Below are 22,087 nucleotides of genomic sequence, written 5' to 3'. Positions count from 1 at the left end.
AGTCATGATGCCAGTCAGGAAGATTGTCAAAACCCGCCGCAAGGACGCCGGATTTTCCCTGGTGGAGCTGATGGTCGTCATCTTCATCATGGGCCTGCTTGCGACCCTGGTGATCATCAATGTTGCGCCTGTCGGGGAACAGTCCCGCGTCGGCAAGGTGCGTGCCGATATCGCCGCATTCGAAAGCGCGCTCGAAATGTACAGCCTCGACATGTACGCCTATCCGAGCGCCGAAGCCGGACTTGCCGCGTTGAAAACGCCGCCGGCGGGCGCTGACATCGCGACCTACCGGCCGGGCGGCTATGTCAAACGGCTGCGAGATGACCCATGGGGAAATCCTTACCGGTATGATGTGCCGGGTGCCCGCTCGGGCGGTGCATACGACCTTTATTCATCTGGCCCGGACGGCAAGGCCGGGACGGCTGACGATATCGGCAACTGGGAATAGGCTGGCCATTGGATAGCATCATGCATCGGGATGGCGGCTTCTCTCTTGTGGAGATCATGGTCGCCCTGTTCATCATGGCGCTCGCCAGCGCCCTGGTGGTGATGGTGATGCCATCCCGGCCTGATGCGTTGAATTCAGAAGCAGACCAGTTCGAAAAGGTGATGAACCGCTCGCTGGATCAGGCCATCAGCCGGGGGCAGGCGCAAGGCATCCGCATCGAAGAGAATGCATACACGGTTTACACCCGGATCAATGGCCGGTGGGTGCCGGTGAGCGATGTGAGCCGGCGTGTGTCAGATGGCGTTACCATCCGTATGCTGGGAAAATCAGATCCGAAATCAGATGAGGCGCTCCCGCAAATTGTTCTGGATGCTTCAGGCATTGTATCGGGCCCGGACGTGCGTTTTTCAAAAGGAGTGCGTACACGCGACTTCGACTTGCCAGGGCAGGCAGGATGACGGATCGCGGCTTTACTCTGGCGGAAGTGCTCGTGGCATTGGTGGTGTTTTCCATCTCGGCCATCGGACTTGCGCATCTGGTTACCGAAACGACCGCCAATGCGGGGCATACACGCAGTTTGTCGCTTGCGCGGATTGAAGCGGACAACCGGCTGGTCGAAGCCGTCGCCGACACCGCCACGCTCAGGGCCGGCTCCACTTCGGGAGAGAGCGTCCAGCGCGGGCAGGCATTCGACTGGGTGCGCGAGATTGAAATCAGGGATGAAAGCGGCCTCGCGGGAATTCGTGTCACAGTCTCCGATGCAGCGACCGGCCAGCAGCTGGCTCTGCGCGAAACGCTGGTTCAGGTGAAGCCATGAAGCGCGACGCAGGTTTCACACTCATAGAAATGCTGGTCGCCCTGGCGCTGACCTCGATGATCGCGGTTGCGGGGTCGACATTACTCATAGGGACGGTGAGAGCGTCTGACCGGCTTGGCAAAACGACGGAGAACGTCCGTGGTATTGAACTCGCTCACACGCTCATGCGGGACGATTTTGCAAATATCCGGATGCTGATCGGTGATGCCGGGCGGCCGGATTATACGTCGGAGCCGTTTGTTGTCTTCGTGCGCGACGGCTGGAGCCACCCGGTTCCGGACGACAATCGCGCCTCGCTTCTGGCCGTGGAATACAAGTTGCGGGATGGCACATTGACCCGGCGCGCCTGGCTCAGGCCAGATCCGGCAACGGATACCCCCCATGTTGACCGTGTGCTCGCCACGGGTCTGTCGCGCATGACGGCGCGCTATTTCGATGGCCGGGAGTGGCTGCCTGAATGGGGAGCTGCCACGAAGGAGCTGCCGGCAGCTGTCGAACTGACACTGGAATACTCAGACAGGGATGTGCTCACCGAACTCTTCGTTGTGGGAGGGGGTGGGTGATGCCAACCGCTGACAAGGAACAGGGGGCGAGCCTCCTGTCGGTCCTGGTGATTGTCATGTTGATGTCGGTGGCGGCGGTTGCCGCAACCGATGCACTTGCCCGGTCGGTGATGGTCATCAAATCGTCTTCGGCGCGCGCAGAAACCTTCTGGACGGCACGCGGCGCGGCGCAGGCGGCGGGGACTTATCTCACCAAGGCAATGACCTTGAATGAAGGGGCTTTGAACGCCGAGTCCGAGCTGTTTGCTCAGCCAACCACCCTGCCGGCAGGAAACGGCGTGGTTGTGGTGCAGGCGCATGAAGCGTCCAACTGCTTCAATCTGAATGCCCTGATCAACAGTGCCGGTGATGGTGAAGTAAACGATGCATCGCTCGAGTCTTTCGATGACATGCTCGTCGCGGCCGGATTTGACGATGCGGAAGCAGAGTCCCTGGCACAGAAGCTGGCCGACTGGATCGATGCAGATGGCTCAACCCGCACTTATGGCGCAGAAGACGGATACTATGTGTCTCAGGCAGAGCCCTATCGTGCTGCCAATACAAAATTGCGCAGTATTAGCGAATTGAAAGCGATTGCCGGATATGATGCAGAGATCGTGGCGCAAATCGAAAGCTTGGTGTGCCTTCGTCCGGCGGAAGAACAGTCCGTGCTCAACATAAATACATTGACCGTGGGGCAGGCACCTCTTCTAGTTGCCCTGTATTCCAGTGAGCTGTCTCTTGATGATGCGCGGGCCATAATTGACTCCCGCCCGACAGGAGGATGGTTGAACAAGGATACCTTCACGCAACAGGACGCAATTATGAAAATTGCGCCAGACGTCCGTGACGAAATGGCGATTTCGCTGGTGTCGAATTATTTGTCGGCAGATATCAGCGTCGGAACGGGCGGTCTTGTGACTGATTACAGGGCGCTCTACCAGCGCGCCGAAACCGGAGTCGTCTCTCTGGTCTCCCTGGTTCGGAGGGAATTCTAATGGCGCGTCATCTCATTGCCCTTCTGCCGGCCGAGGGAGAAGCCTGGCGCTTTGCTGCCGTGGGAGCAGGCGACATCACCCTTTTGCCACCACACGAGAAACCTGCCTCGTCTGACGGTGTAACGGTTGTCGTGCCAGCGACGGAGGTGGCGGTCGCCACGGTCCGTCTGGTTGGCACGCGCCGGGCCGACTGGCTGCGGACAGCACGCTTTGCTGTCGAGGACGATATCTCCGTACCGGTGGAGAATTTGCACGCCGCGATTGGCCAGCGTAGCGGTGCCGGAGATGAGGGAACCGTCTGCATGGTGGCGCGGGAGGTCATGGACGGCTGGATGCAGCGCCTGACCGAAGCCGGGCTGGAAGATGCCCGCCTGGTTGCTGATGTGACGCTGCTGGAGGCAGGCTCACCGCCGCTGGACATGGGCAGCCATATCATCGTCTCCGCAGAAGACCGCCGGTTCGCGATCGACAAGTCTCTGCCGTCGGATCTCGTCTCCGCGCTGATACAACGTGCAGGACAAGAACCGGAGGTGGTGGACGATCCCTTGCTGGCGCTCGCGCAACGTTTCTCGGCAGGTGAGACAGGCATAGATCTTCGTCAGGCCGATTATGCCCGCAAGGCCGAATTGCCAATTGATCTGAAACGGTTCCGCCTTCTGGCCGGTCTGGCGGTCGTTTGCGCGCTGGCCTGGGGTGCTTACACGTTTGCCAGTATTCTCGCGATGAACCAGCTTGAGGCGGTCCTCGATCGTCAGACGCGGGCGAGTTTCGCTGCCATGTATCCGGGGCAACCCGTCCCATCGAACATCGTGGCCGCTGTCCGTGAGCGCTCTGGCAGCGCCCAGACGCCGGTTGCAGGCTTCCGTGAAATGGCCGGGGTGCTCTACGCTGCGCTGGCCAATCAGGAAGGCGTCCGCCTCTCCAGTCTGCGCTACGATGCCGATACGGGGCAATTGCAGGCGAAACTCGTCTACAGCGCGTTCGGGGATGATGAGACCCTCAAGAACGCGATCGAAACGGGCGGCCTGTCTGTCCGGCTCGGAGATGCGCGCGTCGAGGATGGCCGGGTTGTCGGCGATTTGATACTGGAGCAGGCATCATGACGGAATTCTGGTCCACCCGGTCTATTCGGGAACGTCTGCTGATCCTCCTTGCCGGTTTGCTCGCCGCAGCATTGCTCACCAATCTGCTTGTGGTTCGCCCATTGCTGACCGCGAAAAGCGATGCGGCGGCATCGCTGGCCGTTGCTTCACGGACGCTGGATGTCGTGTCTGCGGCCCGGCCGGCGTCCAATGCCCACCAAACGCCAGGTGCTTCCGGTGTGGCGGGCGAAGACCTGCGCTCGAGGCTGGTCGGACTGGCTGCCCAGCGAGGCATTTCCGTTTCCAGGCTGCAATCGAACGAGCGCGGGGCGATCATTATCCAGTTCGATCAGGTCTCGGTGCAGTCGCTCTTCGCCTGGCTGGAGGCCGCCGAGCGTGAACTGGGGGCGGAGCCCGCCCAGGCATCAATATTTTCTGACGCGGCAGGCACGGTCCGCGCGAGTTTCGAGTTCCGGGGTGGTGCATCGTGATGCGCAAGATTCTGCTCCTATCCATATTCATTGGCGTCCTGGTCCTCACGCTTGTGGCCAGAGCTCCGTTGTCGTTCATTCTGAAGCGATCAGGCATCGTGCAGCAGGGTGTGTCCTGGCAGCAGGCGCGCGGCACATTCTGGCACGGCCAGGTGACGGGCCTCTCTGTACGGGGAGATCCCATCGGCGCGGTGCAGGGGGACTTCAGTCTCTTGCGAATGGTACAAGGCCAACCGGGGCACCTGATCCGGTGGAGCGGTCCGCAGGGACAGGGATCGGCGCTGGCCGCCATGTCCGGTCCCGGCATAAAGGTCCGGAAGGGGCGGGCAGCGATGACATTCGATGCGACCCGTATCTCCTCTGTTTTCCCCGCTCAGGACGTTTCCCTGCGTTTATCCAATGTCTCAATTGACGCCAACACCAAAGGTTGCCAGTCGGCCAGCGGCGATGTGCGCACCGACGCGCTATCGACGATTTCCGCCGTTTACGGAGCAAACTGGCCGGAGCTGGACGGCTCTCTTTCCTGCGTGGATGGGGAGTTGGTCGTTTCAGTCGAAGGCAGGGCCGCGGATGGAACGCGCATTGCGGCGAAGTCTTCCCTGCAGGGCAATGGCCGACTGGAACTCTGGGATGTGCCGGATAGTCAGACGAATGCGCTGCTGCTAGCAGGTTTCACAAATGAAGCAGGGCGGTTTGTCTATATGCAACGGGTATCAAATGGGGAATCTGTCCAGTGAATAAGCTTATCCTTTTGTCCGGGCTCGCTTTCCTTGGTGCCTGTGCGTCGTCAGGCGCCCCGCCGGCAGCCGACGCGCCCACGGGCGCCAGCACGGCGGTGACGGCGTCCCTGCCTGCGCAGACGCTGGAGCCCGGAACGTGCGGCCTTTTCCTCTGGACGCGTGACGAGCCACGCCACTTTGTCCTTTTCTTCGCGGCGGGGGACCCCACAGCCGAGGCGATCGTGAATGGCCGCCAGCAAACGCTCAATGTTGATTCTCAGGACGGGGACGTTTTCGGACAATTCCTGACCCGCATGGCGTTCAGCGCGCCAGATGGAGATGCCGTCACACTGACCCTGACGCCCGGCGAAGAGATCGAGGGAGGGCGTCGTGTGCCGTTGGCGCGTATGATTTATGACAATGAAGAGGGATGGGAAATCATAACACCTCTTACAGGATTGACCGCTTGCCAACCTGAGTGACTTCCCGTTTCCTGTAGTAACTACTACGGTACACAAATAATACACGATAATGGATCGTGTTGACACACAACTGTCACAAAGCATATTGTGACAGTTATGTTACGTCACACCTACAAATTCCTGTCCGTTTCGGCGCTGGCCCTTGCGGCTCTGAGCGGTCCTTCCTTTGCAGAAGCCGATACGGCCTGTGACCTGTCCAATGGATACGCAGCCGCGCCAGCGGCTTTTCAGCAGGAAGCAAATGCCTGTCTGAGCGGAATTGACGGAGTCGAGACTGACGCCGTGATGGCTGACCAGCTGTTGCGTCTGACCGACGCGCAGCGCACCAGTCAGGGCGAATCTGAACTTTCGATGCTCAGTTCCCTGAGCGAAGCAGCCCGGCTGCACGCGCTCGACATGGCCGTGCGCGGTTACGCGTCCCACCAGGATCTGGAAGGCCGCACGCATCTTGACCGTGTCCGGATGCTGGAACGCAGCCGTCTGATCGGCGCGTTCGGTGCGAACATCGTCATCGTGAAAGCCGGCGCTTCGGCGGAGGACGTTCAAAAGGTGATCATGGCCGATGAAGCGAATGCTGCGAACCTGAAGCGCGACGAGTTCGATCACATGGGCGTGGCCGCTGTTGAAGCGAATGGCGTTCTCTACGTTGTCGAACTCTTCGCCCGTATCGATGGCCAGCTGAACACACCGGTTCCGATGGTCGCTGCGCCGCGCACAAACCTTGCGGCCGATTACAGCGATCAGTTCGAGCCGGTCGGCTGGTCGGTGGTTTCGGCCAATGGCGAAACCCTCATGCGCGGTATTGGCAGCAAGATGCCTGCGTCGGTCCCGGAGATCTCCGAAGGCTTTCTCCAGATGGACGTGGAGCATGGCAACAGCATCTACACGCTGAGAGGCCCGGCGATTTCATCGTCGCTCTGACAGACGGCTCCAGATTTTTCCAATTCGCCCGGGCCCTGTGCCCGGGCGTTTTCGTTTTGGCCTGATCCTTCTATGCTGGTGCCTCGCTGTCGCGGCCGTGAAGGGGATCGGCATTCATGAATATCGACGTGTTGCTCTGGGGCGTGGTCCTCCTGCCGGCGCTGGCGGCGCTTGCCTGGATCGACATCCGGACGCTGCGTTTGCCAGACCCTTTGACCCTTCCTCTCATTGGCGCAGGCCTGGTCCAGTCCTGGTACTTTACAGGGAATGTCTGGAACGCCCTGATCGGGGCGGCCGCCGGATACCTGTTCTTTCTGGCAATTGAGAAGGGGTACAAGGCGCTGCGCGGTCAGGATGGGCTGGGCCGCGGTGATGCAAAGCTGCTTGCCGCGGGCGGGGCCTGGTGCGGGTGGATAGGTCTTCCCTGGATCGTGCTGATCGCGAGCAGTTCAGGCCTGGTCTTTGCGGGGGCGCTCACGCTTCTCGGGCGCCGGCCTGCAGGCATGATGCCCTTCGGCCCGTTCCTGGCCCTTGGGATAGCGGTGGTCTGGCTGGGGCAATTGAGGCTGGGATGGATCTGACCGGCAGACCAGATTGATGTGTCGATGGTTGGGGTTTAGGAGCGGTATATGACGGGAACGCGGATCAAACCACGACCAGACCGGCGCACCGCGATTCTTGATGCGGCAGAGGAACAATTCGCCAGGCATGGATATGATGGCGTGACACTGCGGGCCATCGCCAAACATGCCGGTGTCGATGTCGCGCTGTCCAACTACTATTTCGGCCCCAAGCGGGACCTGTTCGATGCCGTACTGGTCCGCCGCGCCGAAATCCTGAACGAGATGCGCCTGAACCAGCTTGATGAGTGCCTGGCAGGCAGCGACCAGCTGCCTTCGGTGGAGGCGATCATCCGCGCTTATCTGCGTCCCTTGCTGACGGGCGACCATGTGCAGGAAGAAGGCTGGAAAAATTATTACGCGCTGATCGCCTATGTGAACAATTCCCCCGAATGGGGCGGCCAGTTGATGACGCAGTTCTTCGATCCGCTGGTTGACCGGTTCATGGACGCCTTTCGTCTCGCATTGCCGGGGATCGAAGACCGGGACCTGTACTGGGCCTATCATTGCCTCTCGGGCGCGCTGACGCTGACCTTCGCCCAGACCGGACGTATCGACCATCTCTCCGGCGGTTTGTGCCGTTCAAATGATCTGGCGGATGCCTACGAGCACATGGTGAAATTCACCGCAGCGGGCTTCGAATCCTTCCGTCAGTGAGATCTGACTGAGCTGGAACAGGACCGCGGGTGACACGGTTGCTGTTGCGGTGGCCTTAAATCTGTTGTGAATTGAATTTTCAGGGGAAAGACGGGCGTACCCGGCCACCAGTCTGGCCGGTCTGGAGTGAGGAATCGGTCTTGGGAAAAAGACGCAGTCTGCTGGCGTTCACGGCATTGATCGGCGCGAGTACGGCGCTGACGGGGTGCCTGACGAGAAGCATAAATACCCGGCCGCCGGTGGTTTCCGACGGTATGGGCTCAGACCTGCGCGTGATGCTGGATGACAGCTGCCTGCCGGAAGACACTCGCGGACCGGGGGATCGTACGCTGGGATTCGGCCAGGAACTGGCGCTTCAGGCGGGTATGCTCATGTTCGATTCTGTCGGGGCATGGCTGCAACAAATGGGAGCGCCAAAGATCGACCGCAGCACCGGCGTCGTGAGCGGCAAGCTGTTTACCAGCCCGGACATGATGGAGTTCAACCGCGAGGTTGCCTGTGTTCATGTGATCCGGAGCGGATTTGATCCATCGGGGCCCGCCTTCGGCAATGCCCCGCCGGAGTTTCTGGCGGAATGGAACCGTCTTGGGCTGGTCTCACGGCCATCCTTCTATGCTGAGATCCGCCTCATGCCGGATGAAGAGCGATCCGGATATTTTACCGGGGAGCTTCTGAAAGTCGTATCGAATGAATTCGAGCGGCAGGCGCGTTACGATTCGCGCGACTATCTTGTTGTGCTCGATTTCGAACGGCCGGAACCGCGCACCTATGTTCAGTTCACGCCGGAAGGTGCGGTGCAGTTTCACGACGCTTCGGGGTTCGCGCGGGGCGTGTTCAAGTTTCCTGAGCTGAAACGTGGCGAGTATATTTCCGGTGCCGCTGCGACCGGTCTTGAGACGGGCTGGATGCCGCTCGACTATTCCGGTGTCGACCGCGATTCCGGTATTTTCAATCTGTTCGTCGATGTGCTGGAGCTGAAGCGCGGGGATCCGCTGCTTTCCGATATTGGTTCGCTTCTGCGCTCCAATGCCGTGCAGGCGGCAGCAGAAGAAGAATTGCGCAAGCAGATCGACAAGGAAGGCACACGCGAGGTCGAGGAAGAGGAGCGGGCGGACGAATTGGTCGCGCAGCGCGGACTCGAACGCGCGCTCCGGCGGGCCGTACTCGATCTGCGGCGGACGCTCGCGGAGGAGGACATCAGTTCCGATTACCTGATCGTCTCGCGCGACGATGTGGAAGATGCGCTGTTCGACATCGAGCACCGCTTCAACTGGCGCGGGCCGAAGCCGGAAGACCGGATCGACGAGGCCGAAACCCTGCTGGAGGAGGCCGACGTTCGCGTTGAAGCCCTTCTGGAAGAAGAGCTGGCCGTCGAGGAGCCCGAGGACGAGTTCGACGATCAGTTCTGACGACTAGTAGGTCGCGGTCGCTGCCGCCCAGTCCGCCAGGCCACCTTCGCTCGACCGGTTCGCGACTTCGGTCAGCATGCGCGTGGCGAAGTCGACAGGTTCCCGTTCCGGCTGTTCTTCTTCTGCAATGGTCCGCATGCGGGCAGGTGTCGGCAACAGGTCGCCCGCGAATGCGACCCCCTCAGGAATGACGAAAGCATAGATTCTGGCGCCGTCTTCCGCTGGCGGGATGACCATCCACGGCACTTCCGGAAGGGTAATCGTCTGGCCGGCTTTCACGATCGCGCTTTCTTCCGGTGTCCGGTCATTCGGGAAGTAGGTGTTGATACGGCCGGAGTTCTCCAGTTCGAAGACGATCAGGCGGCCCGCGATGTTCGGTGTCACCGAAATCTTCAGTGCCGCGTTCGCGCCTTCGCCCTCCTGAACCACGTCGAGGGCAATGCGGTCCCGGGTTGGGCTGAGCACCCGCGCCATGGCCTCCATGGTTTCGGCGGTGGCGACAAAGACCTGTTCCGGTTGCGCATCGACGAACATCGCGCCGCGGGCGGTGCTTTCGATCCAGTCCCGATAGGGGGAGACGCGCGTATAGACGCCTTCAGACTTTGCGGCGGCGCACTCGAAGCCGTAACTGACGATCCCGACCTGATAGGTCCGCTCCTTGGCGTCGAGAGCGACCAGCGGCCCGCCGCTATCGCCCTGGCAGCTGTCGACGCCGCCGAATTTCCGGCCGGCGCAGATCTGCGTGCTGCCATCATAAGCGAGGTCAGCGTATTGGGCGCTGCAAACCTCCGGCGGCTTCATGGGAAGCATGGCGTGATAGAGATAGCGCGACCCCGCCCGGCCTGATCGGTCGCTGGCGCCGATGCGGAAGGTCTCCAGCCGGGCCGCGGCGCCTGAGTCGGCCTGCTTGCCGAACCCGGCCACGAACGCCCGCGCGCCATTCGCGTCACTGTCGGATGGGCCTCCGGACGAAAGACGTGCCAGCTGGCCCGTCCATGTCCGTCCGATGCGGACAAGGGCGAGATCGTTTTCCGATCCCTCCCAGACACCGGGTGAGACTTCCATAGTCGGCTTATAGTCCGGATGGATCATGACGACGTCGACGTCAAACACGGCTTCGTCACCGGCGCCGAGGTCGTCTGTGCCACCAATGACCTCAAGTTTGGCCCTTGGCTTCCATTCCCACCGGCCATCGACCTGCCGGGATTCCCCTTCAAAACAATGCGCTGCCGTCAGCACCCAGCGCCGCGCGACGAACGTGCCGCCACAGAAATACTGCAAACGCCCGGTCCGCGTCTCATGCCGCAAGGCCGCAATATAAGGCCACTGCGCCAGTGTGGAGCGGTCTCCATTCACGATCCGGTCCGAGGCGCGGGCATCGGCATCCAGCGTTGCGGTCCAGGCCAGCTGGTCCGCGCCGGGGGCCTCATCCGGCGTGGTCTGACAGGCCGTCGCCAGGCCCAGAAAGCCACCGGCCAACACGAATGGGCGGAAGAATTTCATCATGAAGCGCCTCACTCGCTGACGCTATAGGTAAGCAGTCCCATGCCTGTATTGGCGTAGGGGTCAGATGTCGGCGCGTCCGACATGGCATCCCGAACTTCGAAGACCATGATATCCGAATAGGACTGCCAGACGGTCCGGATCGGCCCCTTCGTCCGGCTAAGGTCCGGCAATGTGTCGCCGATCAGCGCCATCCGTTCCGGCAGAACGAATGCCGCCAGCGTGCTGTCACCTGGCACAGTTGGCGGTGAGATGCTGATAGAGACACCGCCAGGCGGCAGGACGACCGACTGTTGGGGCTCCACGAGCGCCGTATCCACTTCCCCGGCATTGCAGGGGAACAGACAGCTCACCGCACCGGACGGGTCGAGATCGAACACCCACAGGCGGCCCTTGACGGAGGGATCAATGAAGATGCGAACCCGTTCGCCGGAGCGGAATTCCGATCCGCCTTCATTGATGCGGACACTCACCTTGCCGTCCGCCGGCTTCAGGGTCCGGATCAGATTCTCCAGACCGGCTTTGGTCATGTAGACCGTCTTTTCCGGTTTCGCGTCCACGAATACCGCCTCGGGAACGACTGACTGTACGAAGTCTTTGAAACCCGAAACACGGGTGTAGACGGCGGGCTTTCCGCGAACGCCGCAGCTTTCGCCAAAGCTGACAATGCCAATCTGATAGACCCGGCCTGCGAAGTCCCGCGCGATGAGCGGGCCGCCGCTATCGCCCTGGCACGAGTCGATGATGCCGGTGTCGTAGCCGGCGCAGATCATGCTGGTGCTGTCATAGGAGTCGACCTGATAATCGGTACTGCAAGCCTTCGGACTGCGTGTGGGGATCATGGCGTTGCCGAGGATGTCGGTATACGCAGCAAAAGGGCCTTCAGCGGAATTGTAGCGTTCCGGCTCTTTCTGGCGCATGTCGGTTTTTCCGAACCCGGCAAAATAGGCCGGACCGAAGAAGCGGTCGACATCGGAGGCGCTGCTGGCGGAGAGGCGCACAACCGGCCCGTTCCATGGCCGGTCGAGCTTGACGACGGCGATATCGTTCACCGGGACCTTGTTCGCGCCCCCGCGCGTGAAGTTTGGCGCGATGCGCACGTCTGTGGCGTTGTAGACTTGATTGGGCGCAACAGTTTTCAGATCCCTGGCGCCGAGGACAATCTGAAGCGCTCCGGATCCGGGGCGTTCCCATTGGCCTGTCGCCGCGTTTTTCGTCGCGCCTTCGACGCAATGCGCGGCTGTCAGAACCCATTCGGAGGAGATCGCCGTTCCACCGCAATCATACGTGACCAGGCCATTGCGGGTGCCGCGCAGGGCGGCGAAGAAGGGCCAGTCTTCCTTGCGGGCCGGTTGGGTGTTGAAGCCTTTGGTTCCGGCCGTCTCATCGGGAAGGGAGAATTCGGTGCGGGGCCAGCTTGGGTCCTCGTCCGGAAAGGCGTCTGGCTGGGCGCTTGCCATGCCGGTGCATGCGGCGAAGGCCAGCAGGAACAGTCCCGCAAGGGGTTGTAGATACTGGATTTTCCGCACTTCACTCTCCCACCCTGAACACGACAGGTCTGGCGAGTGTAACAGGCCGCGCGAAGCTTACCAGCCTGTCGCGGGGATCAGCGGAATTCCTTCTGAATCTTGCGCAGTGCGTCAGCACCCGGATTGAGTTTCGCATAAGGAAGCGAGTGCAGGGGCGTATCCGGCAACTTCTTGTGTTCGGCCATCGCCGGGCGCGATTCATCAATGTAGAGCAGGCCGGTCAGGATCTCCTGAGTCTGCTGGCTCTCGAGGAGTTTCTCCATCGCCGATGCCCGGTTGGTCGGGTCGTAGTCCGCATCCAGTTTGCGGAGCAGGATCGAGCCGCCATCATGCAGCTCAACCGGCATGGACTCGCCCTCGTCATAGGCCGCCGTAATTTCCTCACTCGGCGGCACATAATCGGCGTGTACGGCCTTGTGATAATATTGGTAGGTATGCGCGTAGGATTTGGTCGAGCCCTTGTGATCATTGAAGCTGACACACGGAGAGATCACATCAATCAGCGCAAAGCCGCGATGCGCGATTCCAGCCTTGATGAGTGAGACGAGCTGTTGCTTGTCACCCGAAAAGCTGCGCGCAACGAACGTCGCGCCGATGGACAGCGCCATGATCGCCGGGTCAATTGGCGGCAACATGTTCGTCGCGCCTTTCTTGGCTTTTGATCCAATGTCGCTGGAGGCGGAGAACTGGCCTTTTGTCAGTCCGTACACACCATTGTTCTCAAGCATGTAGATCATGTCGACATTGCGCCGGATGGCATGTGCCATCTGACCGAGGCCGATAGACAGGCTGTCTCCATCGCCGGAGACGCCAACATAGGTGAGGTTCTTGTTCACCGCTGCCGCGCCAGTTGCGAAAGAAGGCATGCGCCCGTGCACGGTGTTCGCGCCATGGGCGTCTTTCAGGAAGTATGTCGTCGTTTTGGAGGAGCATCCGATGCCGGACACTTTCACAACATCCTTCGGATCTGTCGAGAGTTCGTAGAACGCACGGGTGAGGGCGGCCGTCACACTGTCGTGGCCGCATCCGGCGCACAGTGTCGACATCGCCCCATCATAGTCAGCCCGTGACTTTCCGAGCGCATTGGTTGGCTCATTCAGTCTGCGGATTTTGGGTTTGACGAAGGAGGTCATGCGATTTTCCTCACTTTCAGGGCGGTTTCCACAGCCTCGTAGACGAAACGGAAGTTCAGCGGTTCACCGGAATAGTGCAGCACGGGCACCAGCTTTTCCTTGGCGGCACTCGTTTCCGTGATCAGAAGGTTCAGCAATTGCGCGTCGCGGTTTTGCTCCACAATAAAGACCTCTTCATGTGCGTCGACAAAGGCCGCGACGTCGTCACTGAAGGGGAAGCCGCGGACGCGCATATAATCGACCGGGATGCCGGCGGCTTCCAGCCGGTCACGTGCTTCCGTCACGGCGGCATCGGAACTGCCAATGGCAATCATGCCATAGCGGGCCGGCCGTTCGGCTTTCTTCACAACCGGTTCCGGCATGAAGGCGGCGGCGCGTTTCCATTTTTCGTATAGCCGGTCGACGACCTCTTTGTATTCCGGACCTTTTTCCGTGTAGCGGCCAAGCTTTGTATGGCCGGATCCGCGCAGGAAGTAGGCGCCTTTCGGATGGGTGCCGGGCAGGGTCCGGTAAGGAATCGTGTCGCCGTCCACATCCAGGTAACGGTAGAAGGCGTCGATCTCTTCAAGCTGTTCTGCATCAAGAACTTTGCCGCGGTCAGGCACATAGTCTTCCGGCCAGGTCAGTTCATCCACCATCCAGTCATTCATGCCGATATCGATGTCGGACAGGAAGAAGACCGGGGTCTGGAAGCGTTCGGCAAGGTCCAGTGCCTTTGCCGAGAATTCGAAACACTCGCCGGGATCCGCCGGGAACAGAACCAGATGGCGCGTATCGCCATGCGAGGCATAGGCGCAGAGCTGGATATCGCATTGCTGAGTCCGCGTCGGCATACCGGTCGAGGGGCCGACCCTCTGGATATCGCAGATCACCAATGGGACTTCGGTATAATACGCAAATCCGATAAATTCGCTCATCAGAGAAACGCCGGGGCCCGATGTCGGCGTGAAGCCACGCGCGCCGGCCCAGGCCGCGCCGATGGTCAGGCCAGCGGCCGCCAGTTCGTCTTCCGCCTGCAGGATACAGAAATTGTGTTCTCCGGTTTCGGGGTCAACACGCAGTTCCTCACAATACTTCTGGAACGAATCCATCAGGGAGGTGGAAGGCGTGATGGGATACCATGCCCCGAACGTGGCACCGCCAAAGACGGCGCCGATGCCGGCGGCGGTGTTGCCGTCGATCATGACCTTGTCCCTGGTCTTGTCCAGCGGGCTGACGCGGAAATCCAGCGGGCATTTGAAGTTCTGCTTCGCATAGTCATGGCCGAGCGCCACAGCCTGCATGTTCAGTGGGATGAGTTTTTCCTTCCCGGCGAACATTTCCGTCACCAGCTGTTCGATCACGCTGAGGTCAAGGTTCAACAAGGCAGCGGCGGCGCCGACATAGGCCATGTTCTTCATCAGAATGCGCGAACGCGCCGCCTTGAACGCGTCATTGCACATGGCAGACAAGGGGGCGCCGATCACCGTCACATCCGGGCGCGACAGGAGTTGTGGACGCGGCCATGTGGAATCGTACAGCAGGACGCCGCCAGGTGCGAGTTCGGCGAGGTCGTCCTCATATGTTTCGGGGTTCATCGCGATGACGAAATGGATTTCCCCGTCGCGGCCCGCATAGCCGTCGCCTGTTACCCGGATTTCGTACCAGGTCGGCAGGCCCTGAATGTTGGACGGGAAGATGTTCTTGCCAACGACGGGCACGCCCATCCGGAAGATAGCCTTCATCAGCAGGCCGTTTGCACTGGCCGATCCTGTGCCATTCACCGTTGCGATGCGCACGGTGAAATCATTGATGCCGGGTCCATTCATGCCACGGTCTCCACTTGGTCGTCCGCATGGGGAATTTTGATTACGCCTTCTTTCATGTCCCAGGCTGATGTCGGGCAGCGTTCGGCGCACAGGCCGCAATGCAGGCAGACATTTTCATCCTTGATCATCACCCGGCCTGTGAGCGGCAGGGGATTGGACACGTACAGGGATTGGCCGTCCGGGGCGTCCGGCTGGCTCAAAGAGGCACGCAGGTCCGCTTCGCTGTCCGCATCAGGCGTGATGCTTAGGCATTCGACCGGGCAGACATCGATACAGGCATCGCACTCTTCACAGAGCGCCGTTTCAAACACGGTCTGTACATCGCAATTCAGGCAACGCTGGACTTCGACCGCGATCTGTTCAGCCGTAAAGCCGAGCTCGACTTCGATATTCAGCCGCTGGAACCGGTCCACCAGTGCGACATGTTCCATTTCGCGGCGTTCGGCGTCCGTATAGGCGTTCGAATAGCGCCACTCGAACATGCCCATCTTGGCGGACTGAAGCTCGACCTCGCGAGGGGCGCGGTCCCGCAGGCCGAGTCCCTGGCAATGGCGGTGGATCGAGATCGCCGCCTGATGGCCATGTTCCACGGCCCAGATGATGTTCTTCGGTCCGAAGGCAGAATCGCCGCCGAAGAAGACACCTTTGCGGCTGGACTCAAACGTCTCCTCATCGACAACCGGAACATCCCACTTGCCGAATTCGATGCCGGCATCCTTCTCGATCCACGGGAAGGCATTCTCCTGGCCGATCGCAAGAATGACGTCGTCGCACGGCAGGGTTTCTTCGCCGGTCACACGCTGGCCGGTAATCTCACCCTTTTCGTCGACGTCATATTCCATGAGCTCGAATGTCATGCCGACCAGTTTGCCATTCTCGGTGACGAAAGCTTTCGGTGAATGGTTCACCACGATCTCGATGTTTTCTTCTTCGGCATCCTCCAGTTCCCATTCGGACGCCTTGAAGAAGTTCCGCGGTTTGCGGGCCATGACTTTCACACTCTCCGCCCCAAGACGAAGAGATGTGCGGCAGCAGTCCATGGCTGTGTTGCCGACGCCGATGATCAGGACATTCTTGCCGATCGAATCAATGTGGTCGAACGCAACCGACTCAAGCCAGTCGATTCCGATATGAATGTTTGCGTCCGCCTCTTCGCGGCCGGGCAGGTGCAGGTCCTTGCCCTTGGGCGCTCCGGTGCCGACGAAGACCGCGTCCCAGCCGTCGTCCAGTAGCGCTTTCATGCTGGAGACCGGAGAGTTCAGCTTCAGCTCCACACCCATGTCGAGAATGTATTGAAGCTCTTCGTTGAGCACTTTCTCAGGAAGGCGGAAGGCCGGGATATTGGCGCGCATCAGGCCGCCGGCTTCGGGAAGCTTTTCGAAGATGGTGCACTCATAGCCCAGCGGCGCAAGATCGTTCGCGACGGTAAAACTCGCGGGGCCGGCGCCGATCAGGGCGATCCGCTTGCCGTTCGTCTGTTCGGGTTTTGCGGGAAGCCGGTCGGTAATGTCATCGCGATGGTCTGCCGCCACACGCTTCAGCCGGCAGATCGCAACCGGCTCACCGTCCACCCGCGTACGCCGGCAGGCCGGCTCGCATGGCCGGTCGCAAACGCGTCCGAGAATGCCCGGGAAAACATTCGAATCCCGGTTGAGCAGGTAGGCGTCGCTGAAACGCCCTTGCGCGATAAGCCGGATATATGCCGGGACCGGCGTATGTGCCGGGCAGGCCCATTGGCAATCGACGACCTGATGAAAATAGTCGGGATCGCTCGTGTCTGTTGGTTTCATATTTGCCCGCTTCCTCCGGAGAAAAGACTAGCGACACAAATCAGCGGCATCAATGACCCGTTGTCGGTTGCGACAACGGGCGCAGGTCCTGCGATTTGCGGATGATTACGTTGCACGTCAGCGACCTTTGAAATTTCCCGGCCGGCGCTCGAAGACGGACTTGATGCCTTCCTTATGGTCCTCGGTCGCGCGCAGCTTCCATTGTTCTTCATGTTCATGGGCGAGCGTATCCCGCACCGTTTCATAAAGCCCTTCGCGCAGGGTTTGTCGTGTCGCCAGGACGCCCAACGGCCCGCCTTCGGCGATTTCTGCCGCCAGCCTGTGAGCCGCGTTGCGCACCTCAGCCAGCGGGGCCAGTTCATCGGCGAGGCCCATGGCGACGGCTTCCTCTCCCTTGATACGCCGGGATGTCAGCAACATCAGCGACGCCTTTTGCGGGCCAAGCAGCCGGGGCAGCGTGGCGCTGAGGGCAAAGCCGGGATGGAAGGCAAGCCGCGTGAAATTGGCGACAAATCGTGCCTCTGGCGCGGCAACCCGGAAGTCAGCAGACACCGCCAGGCCGAGACCGGCCCCGACAGCAGCCCCCTGGATTGCGGCGACAACCGGCTTTTTCGCCTGGTAGATGCGCAGGGCCTGATCGTAGAATTCACGCACCGGGTCATCGCCCGATCCGCCGACCCCGCCGCCACGTTCGTCATTCGCAAGGTCCGCCCCCGCGCAGAAGGCCTTGCCCTCAGACGCGAGCACGATGGCCCGGCATTCCGGCGTGTCATCAAGCTTCAGCAGCGTTTCGCCGATTTCGCGCAGCAGAGCCACATTGGCGTGATTGTTCGGGGGATTGGAGAAGACGATCTCGGTCACATGGCCGACATCGCGCACAGTGATTGTATGGGTCATGGGCGGGTATCCATAAGGTTTCGGGCGACGACCATCCGGTGCACTTCCGACGGGCCGTCATAGATGCGCATGTTGCGGATACGCCCGGCAAACAAGTGCAGGGGCATTTCCTTGGTCATGCCCATCGCACCGAAACATTGCATGGCGTTGTCGATGATTTCCTGCGCCATTTCTGTCGCGTAAAATTTGATCATGGAGATCTCGGTGCGTACGTCGCGGCCCTGATCGATCTTCCACGCACAGTCATAGGCCATCAGGCGGGCCGCGTGGATTTTCGCGGCACCATCGGCAACCCACCACTGGATCGACTGGCGTTCCGACAGTTTGTGGCCGAACGTTTTTCTCTGGGGCGCATAGTCCCGCATCATGTCCAGCGCGCGCTGTGCGGCGCCGATACACCAGGCGGCCATCTCCATACGGCGGGTGCCCAGGCGGACCTGCATCGGACCGAAGCCCTGGCCTTCTTCGCCCAGCAATTTCCACCCCGGAACCCGGCAGTCTTCCAGCGTCACTTCATAGGTGAATTCTCCGCCCAGCATCGGGATGCGGCGAAGGACGTTGAAGCCAGGCGCGTCGCGGTCGACCAGAAAAGCCGACATGCCGCCGCGCGCTTTCTTCTCCTTGTCCGTGATCGCCATCAGGATCGTGAAGTCGGCTTCGGCGGCGCGGGTGATCCAGATTTTCCGGCCATTGATGATCCAGTCGTCACCGTCGCGCACGGCCCGTGTGATCATTCCGGATGGATCTGCGCCGGCGCCCGGTTCGGATATGCCGATGGCAGAAATGGTTTCACCCCGGGCGTAGGGTTCAAGGTAGGCCTTGCGCTGCTGTTCGTTCACCGTCGTCATGAGCATGCGAAGGTTCGGCGAGTCCGGTGGAAGCGTATAGGTCGCGACTGTGGAGCCGAGGGCTTCATTGACGGCCACAAGGGCCACGTGGGGCATGCCCATGCCGCCAGCATCTTCCGGCGCATCGAGGCTCCACAGGCCGAGATCTTTCGATACCTTGTCGAGCCTTTGGCGTTCCTCGGTCGTCAGGTAAGCGCCTTGTCCGCTGGCTTCGCGCTCGAGCACGGCGCCTTCAAGCGGCATCAGCTCGTCTCGCACAAAGCGCTGGACGAGATCCGCAAGCATTCTGTGCTCTTCGTCCAGTTCAAATCTCATATTTGGCTCCTCCGGCCACCTTATTTCGGTGACTCCGGGCGGCAGAACGCCACAAGGTAAAGAGTCGGGCAAGGCGGCAAACCTCATGACCTTGGGGAAGGTATCCGGCGGGCAAAAGGTTCCCGAAGTCGGGAACATGCTGTTAATCTGAATTATCGGGGAGCGCAGACTGAATGGCCGCGTGGCCGCAGGATCTTCGCGGAAAAGGGTACTTTTTTCATGGCAGGATCAGACGGCAGCGGCGAGACAAACGACCAGGATACTTATTGGGTCCTCCGGAAGGACCAATTGGAATGCATGGCCTCGACCGTAAGGATGGATATCGTCGACCACCTCGTCGGGAACGGGCAGATGTCGATCAAGCAGCTGGCGGCGTCGATGGGGCGCCAGCCGTCTTCGATCTATTATCACATCGACATGCTGGTGAAGGCCGAACTGGTCGTTGAGGTGGGCACGCAGATTTCAAACCGCCGGTCTGAAGTGCTGTACGCCACGCGGGCGCCCCGGATACGTCTGCAGAAGGCTCTGGCTGATCCGGATAACCTCGAAACGATCGACAGGACGGTCGGGGCCGTGTGCCGGCAGGCGCACAGGGATTTTGTCGAGGGGATGACACACCCGGATGCACAGCTGGAGGGACCGGAACGCAATCTGGGGTTTTTCCGCCTGATCAACCGGCCAAGTGCCGAATCCCTCCGGGAAATCAACGGATACATCGAACGGATCGCCGAAATCCTGTGGGAAGAACGTGATACGGACCAGCCGCTCATCGCGTTCGCCTGGACGCTCACACCGCTGCATGAAAAGGCGGATAGTGAAGACTAGGTTCTGACGGCATCCGGCTCGTGCCCGGCGAGACGGGCGCGAGGCCTCAGACGTTGAAACGGAACAGCATCACGTCGCCGTCCTGAACCACGTATTCCTTGCCTTCGGAGCGCATTTTCCCGGCTTCCTTGGCGCCCGCTTCGCCACCACACGCGATAAAGTCCTCGAAGGTGATGGTCTCAGCACGGATGAAGCCTTTTTCAAAGTCGCCATGGATGACGCCAGCGGCCTTCGGCGCCGTCCAGCCCCGGCGGATTGTCCAGGCGCGGGCTTCCTTCGGGCCGACGGTGAAATAGGTCTGCAGCTCCAGCAGGTCATACCCCGCGTGGATCAGGCGGGTCAGACCGGGTTCTTCCAGGCCCAGAGTCTCCAGAAACTCCGTCCGGTCCGGTTCGTCCAGCATGGCCAGTTCGGCTTCGATCTGAGCGGAAATCACAACACAGCCTGCGCCTTCTTCCGTTGCGCGTTCTTCCACCCGTTTGGAATAGTCGTTTCCGGTCGCCGCGCTTGCCTCGTCCACATTCGCCACGAAAAGGATCGGCTTGGAGGTCAGCAATTGCAGCATGTTCCAGGCCTTGCGGTCATCGACCGGCACATCGGCGCGGCGGGCAGGGCGGCCTTCTTTCAGCTCATTGAGGGCAAGATCAATCAGCGCGACCTGGGCCTTGGCTTCCTTGTCACCGGAATTGGCCTTCTTGATCACATTCTGCTTGCGCTTTTCGAGGCTTTCGAGGTCGGCCAGCATCAACTCGGTTTCGACAACTTCGAAATCGGCGACCGGGTCGATCGTGCCGCGGACATGGGTGATGTCGTCATTGTCGAAGCAGCGCAGCACATAGATGATGGCGTCGGTTTCGCGGATATTGGCCAGGAACTTGTTGCCGAGGCCTTCGCCCTGGCTCGCGCCTTCGACAAGACCGGCAATATCGACAAAGTTCATGCGCGCCGGAATGATCTCTTTCGACCCGGCAACTTTCGCCAGATCGGCAAGGCGCGGTTCCGGAACAGCCACTTCGCCGACATTCGGCTCGATGGTGCAGAACGGATAGTTCGCCGCCTGTGCCGCAGCGGTTTGTGTCAGGGCGTTAAAAAGCGTGGATTTGCCAACATTCGGCAGGCCCACGATCCCGCATTTGAAGCCCATTCCGGCCTCCTTAAACTTAGATTTCGAGGGGGCCATAGCCCTATTCCCGGAGGAAAAACAGGCGGTTTTCTCTCCTGACAGCGGAATTGGGTGTTCAACAAGAGGGCTTTCGGTAAGGTTGGCCCACGAAATGCAAGGCAGAACGCATGGCTTATGACGTCTTTCTCGTAACTGTGCCGGAAGATTTCGACATGGCGAAACTGGTCGCCCGTCGTCTCCGCTCGCTCAAATTCACCGTTCGTTTCAATCAGAAACAAACGGAAGACGATATTTTCGACGCGAAGGACGCGCGCGATGCCGGAAAGTCCGGCAACATGCTGGTTCTGTGGTCCGAAAATTCCGTGAAGAACGACTGGGTGCGCGCGGCCGCGGCCGTCGGCAATTCCCGGGACGGGATGCTGGTACATGCCGGCATCGACAAGACCATCCCCTATGAGCCCTATCGCAAGATCAAACGCTTTGCGCTGGAAGGGTTTACCTCCCGCAAGATGCCGGAAGGCTTCTACAAGCTGGTGGAGGAGCTGGCGGAACGGACAGGCCGGACGGATCTGCGCGCCTGGATGAAGCTCGGCTCAAAGGACGAAGAAGGCCGGGAGGCCTGGTTTGAAGCTCATCCGGACGATCCATTGGCAATCGCTGACCGGCAAAAGCGCGAGAAAGCACTCGGCATCAAACCGGAGCCCGCAAAAGAAGCGGCGGAAGCGGCCTCGAAGGCGGCGACAACGATCCGGAATGGCAATGGCCAGCAAGCGGCCAAGCCCACGACGGGCGTTTCTGCGGCTGTGGCGAGGGCTTCCGCAAACGCCCGCACGGCACAGGCCACCGTGGTCCAGCCTGACGAAGATCCCGTCTATGGCACCTGGACCATCGCCGCGATTGGCGCCGCAATCACCGCCATTTTCCTGTTCAGCCTGGTCGTCCGGTCACAACCGGTCGAGCGCGTCGATGCCAGACTTCCGGCCGTCGGGAATGCCCAGCCGGTCGTGGCGGCTTGCCCTGCCGGGACGGTGCCGCGCGACATGGTCGAATTCATCGAGCAGGGGCCCGTCGACATCGGCATGGGACATGGCCCGATCATCGACGACACGACACCGCCGGAAGACGAGTAG

23 protein-coding genes are annotated in these 22,087 nt (G+C 60.5%); 15 read left to right on the top strand and 8 right to left on the bottom strand.

The annotated features are described in order from the left end of the window. Positions 1-4 precede the first annotated feature (4 nt). The 13 genes from gspG (at position 5) to HAD_RS14230 (ending at position 9,186) form a co-directional block, all read left to right on the top strand. On the top strand, positions 5-448 hold the full coding sequence (gene gspG, locus HAD_RS14290) for a type II secretion system major pseudopilin GspG (RefSeq protein ID WP_035572799.1): 444 nt from the start codon (positions 5-7) through the stop codon (positions 446-448). 20 nt (positions 449-468) lie between these two features. Next, on the top strand, positions 469-906 hold the full coding sequence (locus HAD_RS14285; protein ID WP_035572797.1) for a prepilin-type N-terminal cleavage/methylation domain-containing protein: 438 nt from the start codon (positions 469-471) through the stop codon (positions 904-906). Next, on the top strand, positions 903-1,265 hold the full coding sequence (gspI, locus tag HAD_RS14280) for a type II secretion system minor pseudopilin GspI (protein WP_035572796.1): 363 nt from the start codon (positions 903-905) through the stop codon (positions 1,263-1,265). Before HAD_RS14285 ends, gspI begins: the two co-directional genes overlap by 4 nt. After that, positions 1,262-1,828, top strand: a complete 567-nt coding sequence (gene gspJ / locus HAD_RS14275) for a type II secretion system minor pseudopilin GspJ (protein WP_035572795.1) — start codon at positions 1,262-1,264, stop codon at positions 1,826-1,828. The genes gspI and gspJ overlap by 4 nt, the downstream gene beginning before the upstream one ends. Next, positions 1,828-2,805, top strand: a complete 978-nt coding sequence (gspK, locus tag HAD_RS14270) for a type II secretion system minor pseudopilin GspK (protein WP_035572793.1) — start codon at positions 1,828-1,830, stop codon at positions 2,803-2,805. Before gspJ ends, gspK begins: the two co-directional genes overlap by 1 nt. Further along, positions 2,805-3,908 carry a type II secretion system protein GspL gene (gspL, locus tag HAD_RS14265; protein ID WP_035572790.1) on the top strand — a complete coding sequence of 368 codons (1,104 nt, stop codon included), beginning with the start codon at positions 2,805-2,807 and terminating at the stop codon, positions 3,906-3,908. Before gspK ends, gspL begins: the two co-directional genes overlap by 1 nt. Then, a complete protein-coding gene (gspM, locus tag HAD_RS14260) occupies positions 3,905-4,378 on the top strand; it encodes a type II secretion system protein GspM (RefSeq protein WP_035572787.1) in 474 nt (157 codons plus the stop codon). Before gspL ends, gspM begins: the two co-directional genes overlap by 4 nt. After that, positions 4,378-5,115 carry a type II secretion system protein N gene (gene gspN, locus HAD_RS14255; RefSeq protein ID WP_035572785.1) on the top strand — a complete coding sequence of 246 codons (738 nt, stop codon included), beginning with the start codon at positions 4,378-4,380 and terminating at the stop codon, positions 5,113-5,115. The genes gspM and gspN overlap by 1 nt, the downstream gene beginning before the upstream one ends. Beyond that, positions 5,112-5,579, top strand: coding sequence for a hypothetical protein (locus HAD_RS14250; RefSeq protein WP_035572782.1), 468 nt, complete (start codon positions 5,112-5,114; stop codon positions 5,577-5,579). Before gspN ends, HAD_RS14250 begins: the two co-directional genes overlap by 4 nt. Before the next feature lie 96 nt (positions 5,580-5,675). Further along, positions 5,676-6,500: a CAP domain-containing protein gene (locus tag HAD_RS14245; protein ID WP_035572779.1), complete on the top strand. Its 825-nt coding sequence runs from the start codon at positions 5,676-5,678 to the stop codon at positions 6,498-6,500. 116 nt (positions 6,501-6,616) lie between these two features. After that, on the top strand, positions 6,617-7,081 hold the full coding sequence (locus tag HAD_RS14240; RefSeq protein WP_051596326.1) for a prepilin peptidase: 465 nt from the start codon (positions 6,617-6,619) through the stop codon (positions 7,079-7,081). Positions 7,082-7,129: 48 nt separating this feature from the next. Further along, on the top strand, positions 7,130-7,777 hold the full coding sequence (locus tag HAD_RS14235) for a TetR/AcrR family transcriptional regulator (protein ID WP_035572778.1): 648 nt from the start codon (positions 7,130-7,132) through the stop codon (positions 7,775-7,777). Positions 7,778-7,917: 140 nt separating this feature from the next. Then, positions 7,918-9,186, top strand: coding sequence for a hypothetical protein (locus HAD_RS14230; RefSeq protein WP_035572777.1), 1,269 nt, complete (start codon positions 7,918-7,920; stop codon positions 9,184-9,186). A 3-nt stretch (positions 9,187-9,189) separates the two neighbouring features. Here the strand turns inward: HAD_RS14230 and HAD_RS14225 are convergent, their stop codons facing one another. The 7 genes from HAD_RS14225 to HAD_RS14195 all read right to left on the bottom strand — a co-directional run bounded on the left by HAD_RS14225 (position 9,190) and on the right by HAD_RS14195 (position 19,009). Then, complete coding sequence (locus HAD_RS14225; protein ID WP_035572775.1) at positions 9,190-10,692, bottom strand: trypsin-like serine protease; 1,503 nt, start codon at positions 10,690-10,692, stop codon at positions 9,190-9,192. Positions 10,693-10,700: 8 nt separating this feature from the next. Further along, positions 10,701-12,218 (bottom strand): trypsin-like serine protease, encoded by a 1,518-nt coding sequence (locus HAD_RS18150; RefSeq protein ID WP_051596325.1) that lies wholly within the window; start codon positions 12,216-12,218, stop codon positions 10,701-10,703. A gap of 77 nt (positions 12,219-12,295) precedes the next feature. Next, positions 12,296-13,351 carry a 2-oxoacid:ferredoxin oxidoreductase subunit beta gene (locus tag HAD_RS14215; RefSeq protein WP_035572773.1) on the bottom strand — a complete coding sequence of 352 codons (1,056 nt, stop codon included), beginning with the start codon at positions 13,349-13,351 and terminating at the stop codon, positions 12,296-12,298. Then, the gene (locus HAD_RS14210) at positions 13,348-15,159 is read right to left on the bottom strand and encodes a 2-oxoacid:acceptor oxidoreductase subunit alpha (RefSeq protein WP_035572771.1); all 1,812 of its coding nucleotides are present in this window, start codon (positions 15,157-15,159) and stop codon (positions 13,348-13,350) included. The genes HAD_RS14215 and HAD_RS14210 overlap by 4 nt, the downstream gene beginning before the upstream one ends. After that, a complete protein-coding gene (locus tag HAD_RS14205) occupies positions 15,156-16,949 on the bottom strand; it encodes an FAD-dependent oxidoreductase (RefSeq protein ID WP_035572770.1) in 1,794 nt (597 codons plus the stop codon). The genes HAD_RS14210 and HAD_RS14205 overlap by 4 nt, the downstream gene beginning before the upstream one ends. Before the next feature lie 117 nt (positions 16,950-17,066). Then, positions 17,067-17,846: an enoyl-CoA hydratase/isomerase family protein gene (locus HAD_RS14200; RefSeq protein WP_035572768.1), complete on the bottom strand. Its 780-nt coding sequence runs from the start codon at positions 17,844-17,846 to the stop codon at positions 17,067-17,069. Then, entirely contained in the window at positions 17,843-19,009 is a 1,167-nt protein-coding gene (locus HAD_RS14195) for an acyl-CoA dehydrogenase family protein (RefSeq protein WP_035572766.1), read from the bottom strand. The genes HAD_RS14200 and HAD_RS14195 overlap by 4 nt, the downstream gene beginning before the upstream one ends. Positions 19,010-19,228: 219 nt before the next feature. Here HAD_RS14195 and HAD_RS14190 point away from each other — a divergent pair, with 219 nt between their 5' ends. Further along, entirely contained in the window at positions 19,229-19,834 is a 606-nt protein-coding gene (locus HAD_RS14190; RefSeq protein WP_035572765.1) for a winged helix-turn-helix domain-containing protein, read from the top strand. 46 nt (positions 19,835-19,880) lie between these two features. Here HAD_RS14190 and ychF read toward each other — a convergent pair whose 3' ends face one another. Then, positions 19,881-20,978: a redox-regulated ATPase YchF gene (gene ychF / locus HAD_RS14185; RefSeq protein ID WP_035572764.1), complete on the bottom strand. Its 1,098-nt coding sequence runs from the start codon at positions 20,976-20,978 to the stop codon at positions 19,881-19,883. Positions 20,979-21,124: 146 nt separating this feature from the next. Between ychF and HAD_RS14180 the strand changes: the two genes are divergently transcribed. Next, positions 21,125-22,087: a hypothetical protein gene (locus HAD_RS14180; protein ID WP_035572763.1), complete on the top strand. Its 963-nt coding sequence runs from the start codon at positions 21,125-21,127 to the stop codon at positions 22,085-22,087.

This window comes from Hyphomonas adhaerens MHS-3, assembly GCF_000685235.1.
GTDB classification, from domain to species: Bacteria; Pseudomonadota; Alphaproteobacteria; order Caulobacterales; family Hyphomonadaceae; genus Hyphomonas; species Hyphomonas adhaerens.
This window is presented reverse-complemented; position numbering and strand designations above follow the sequence as displayed.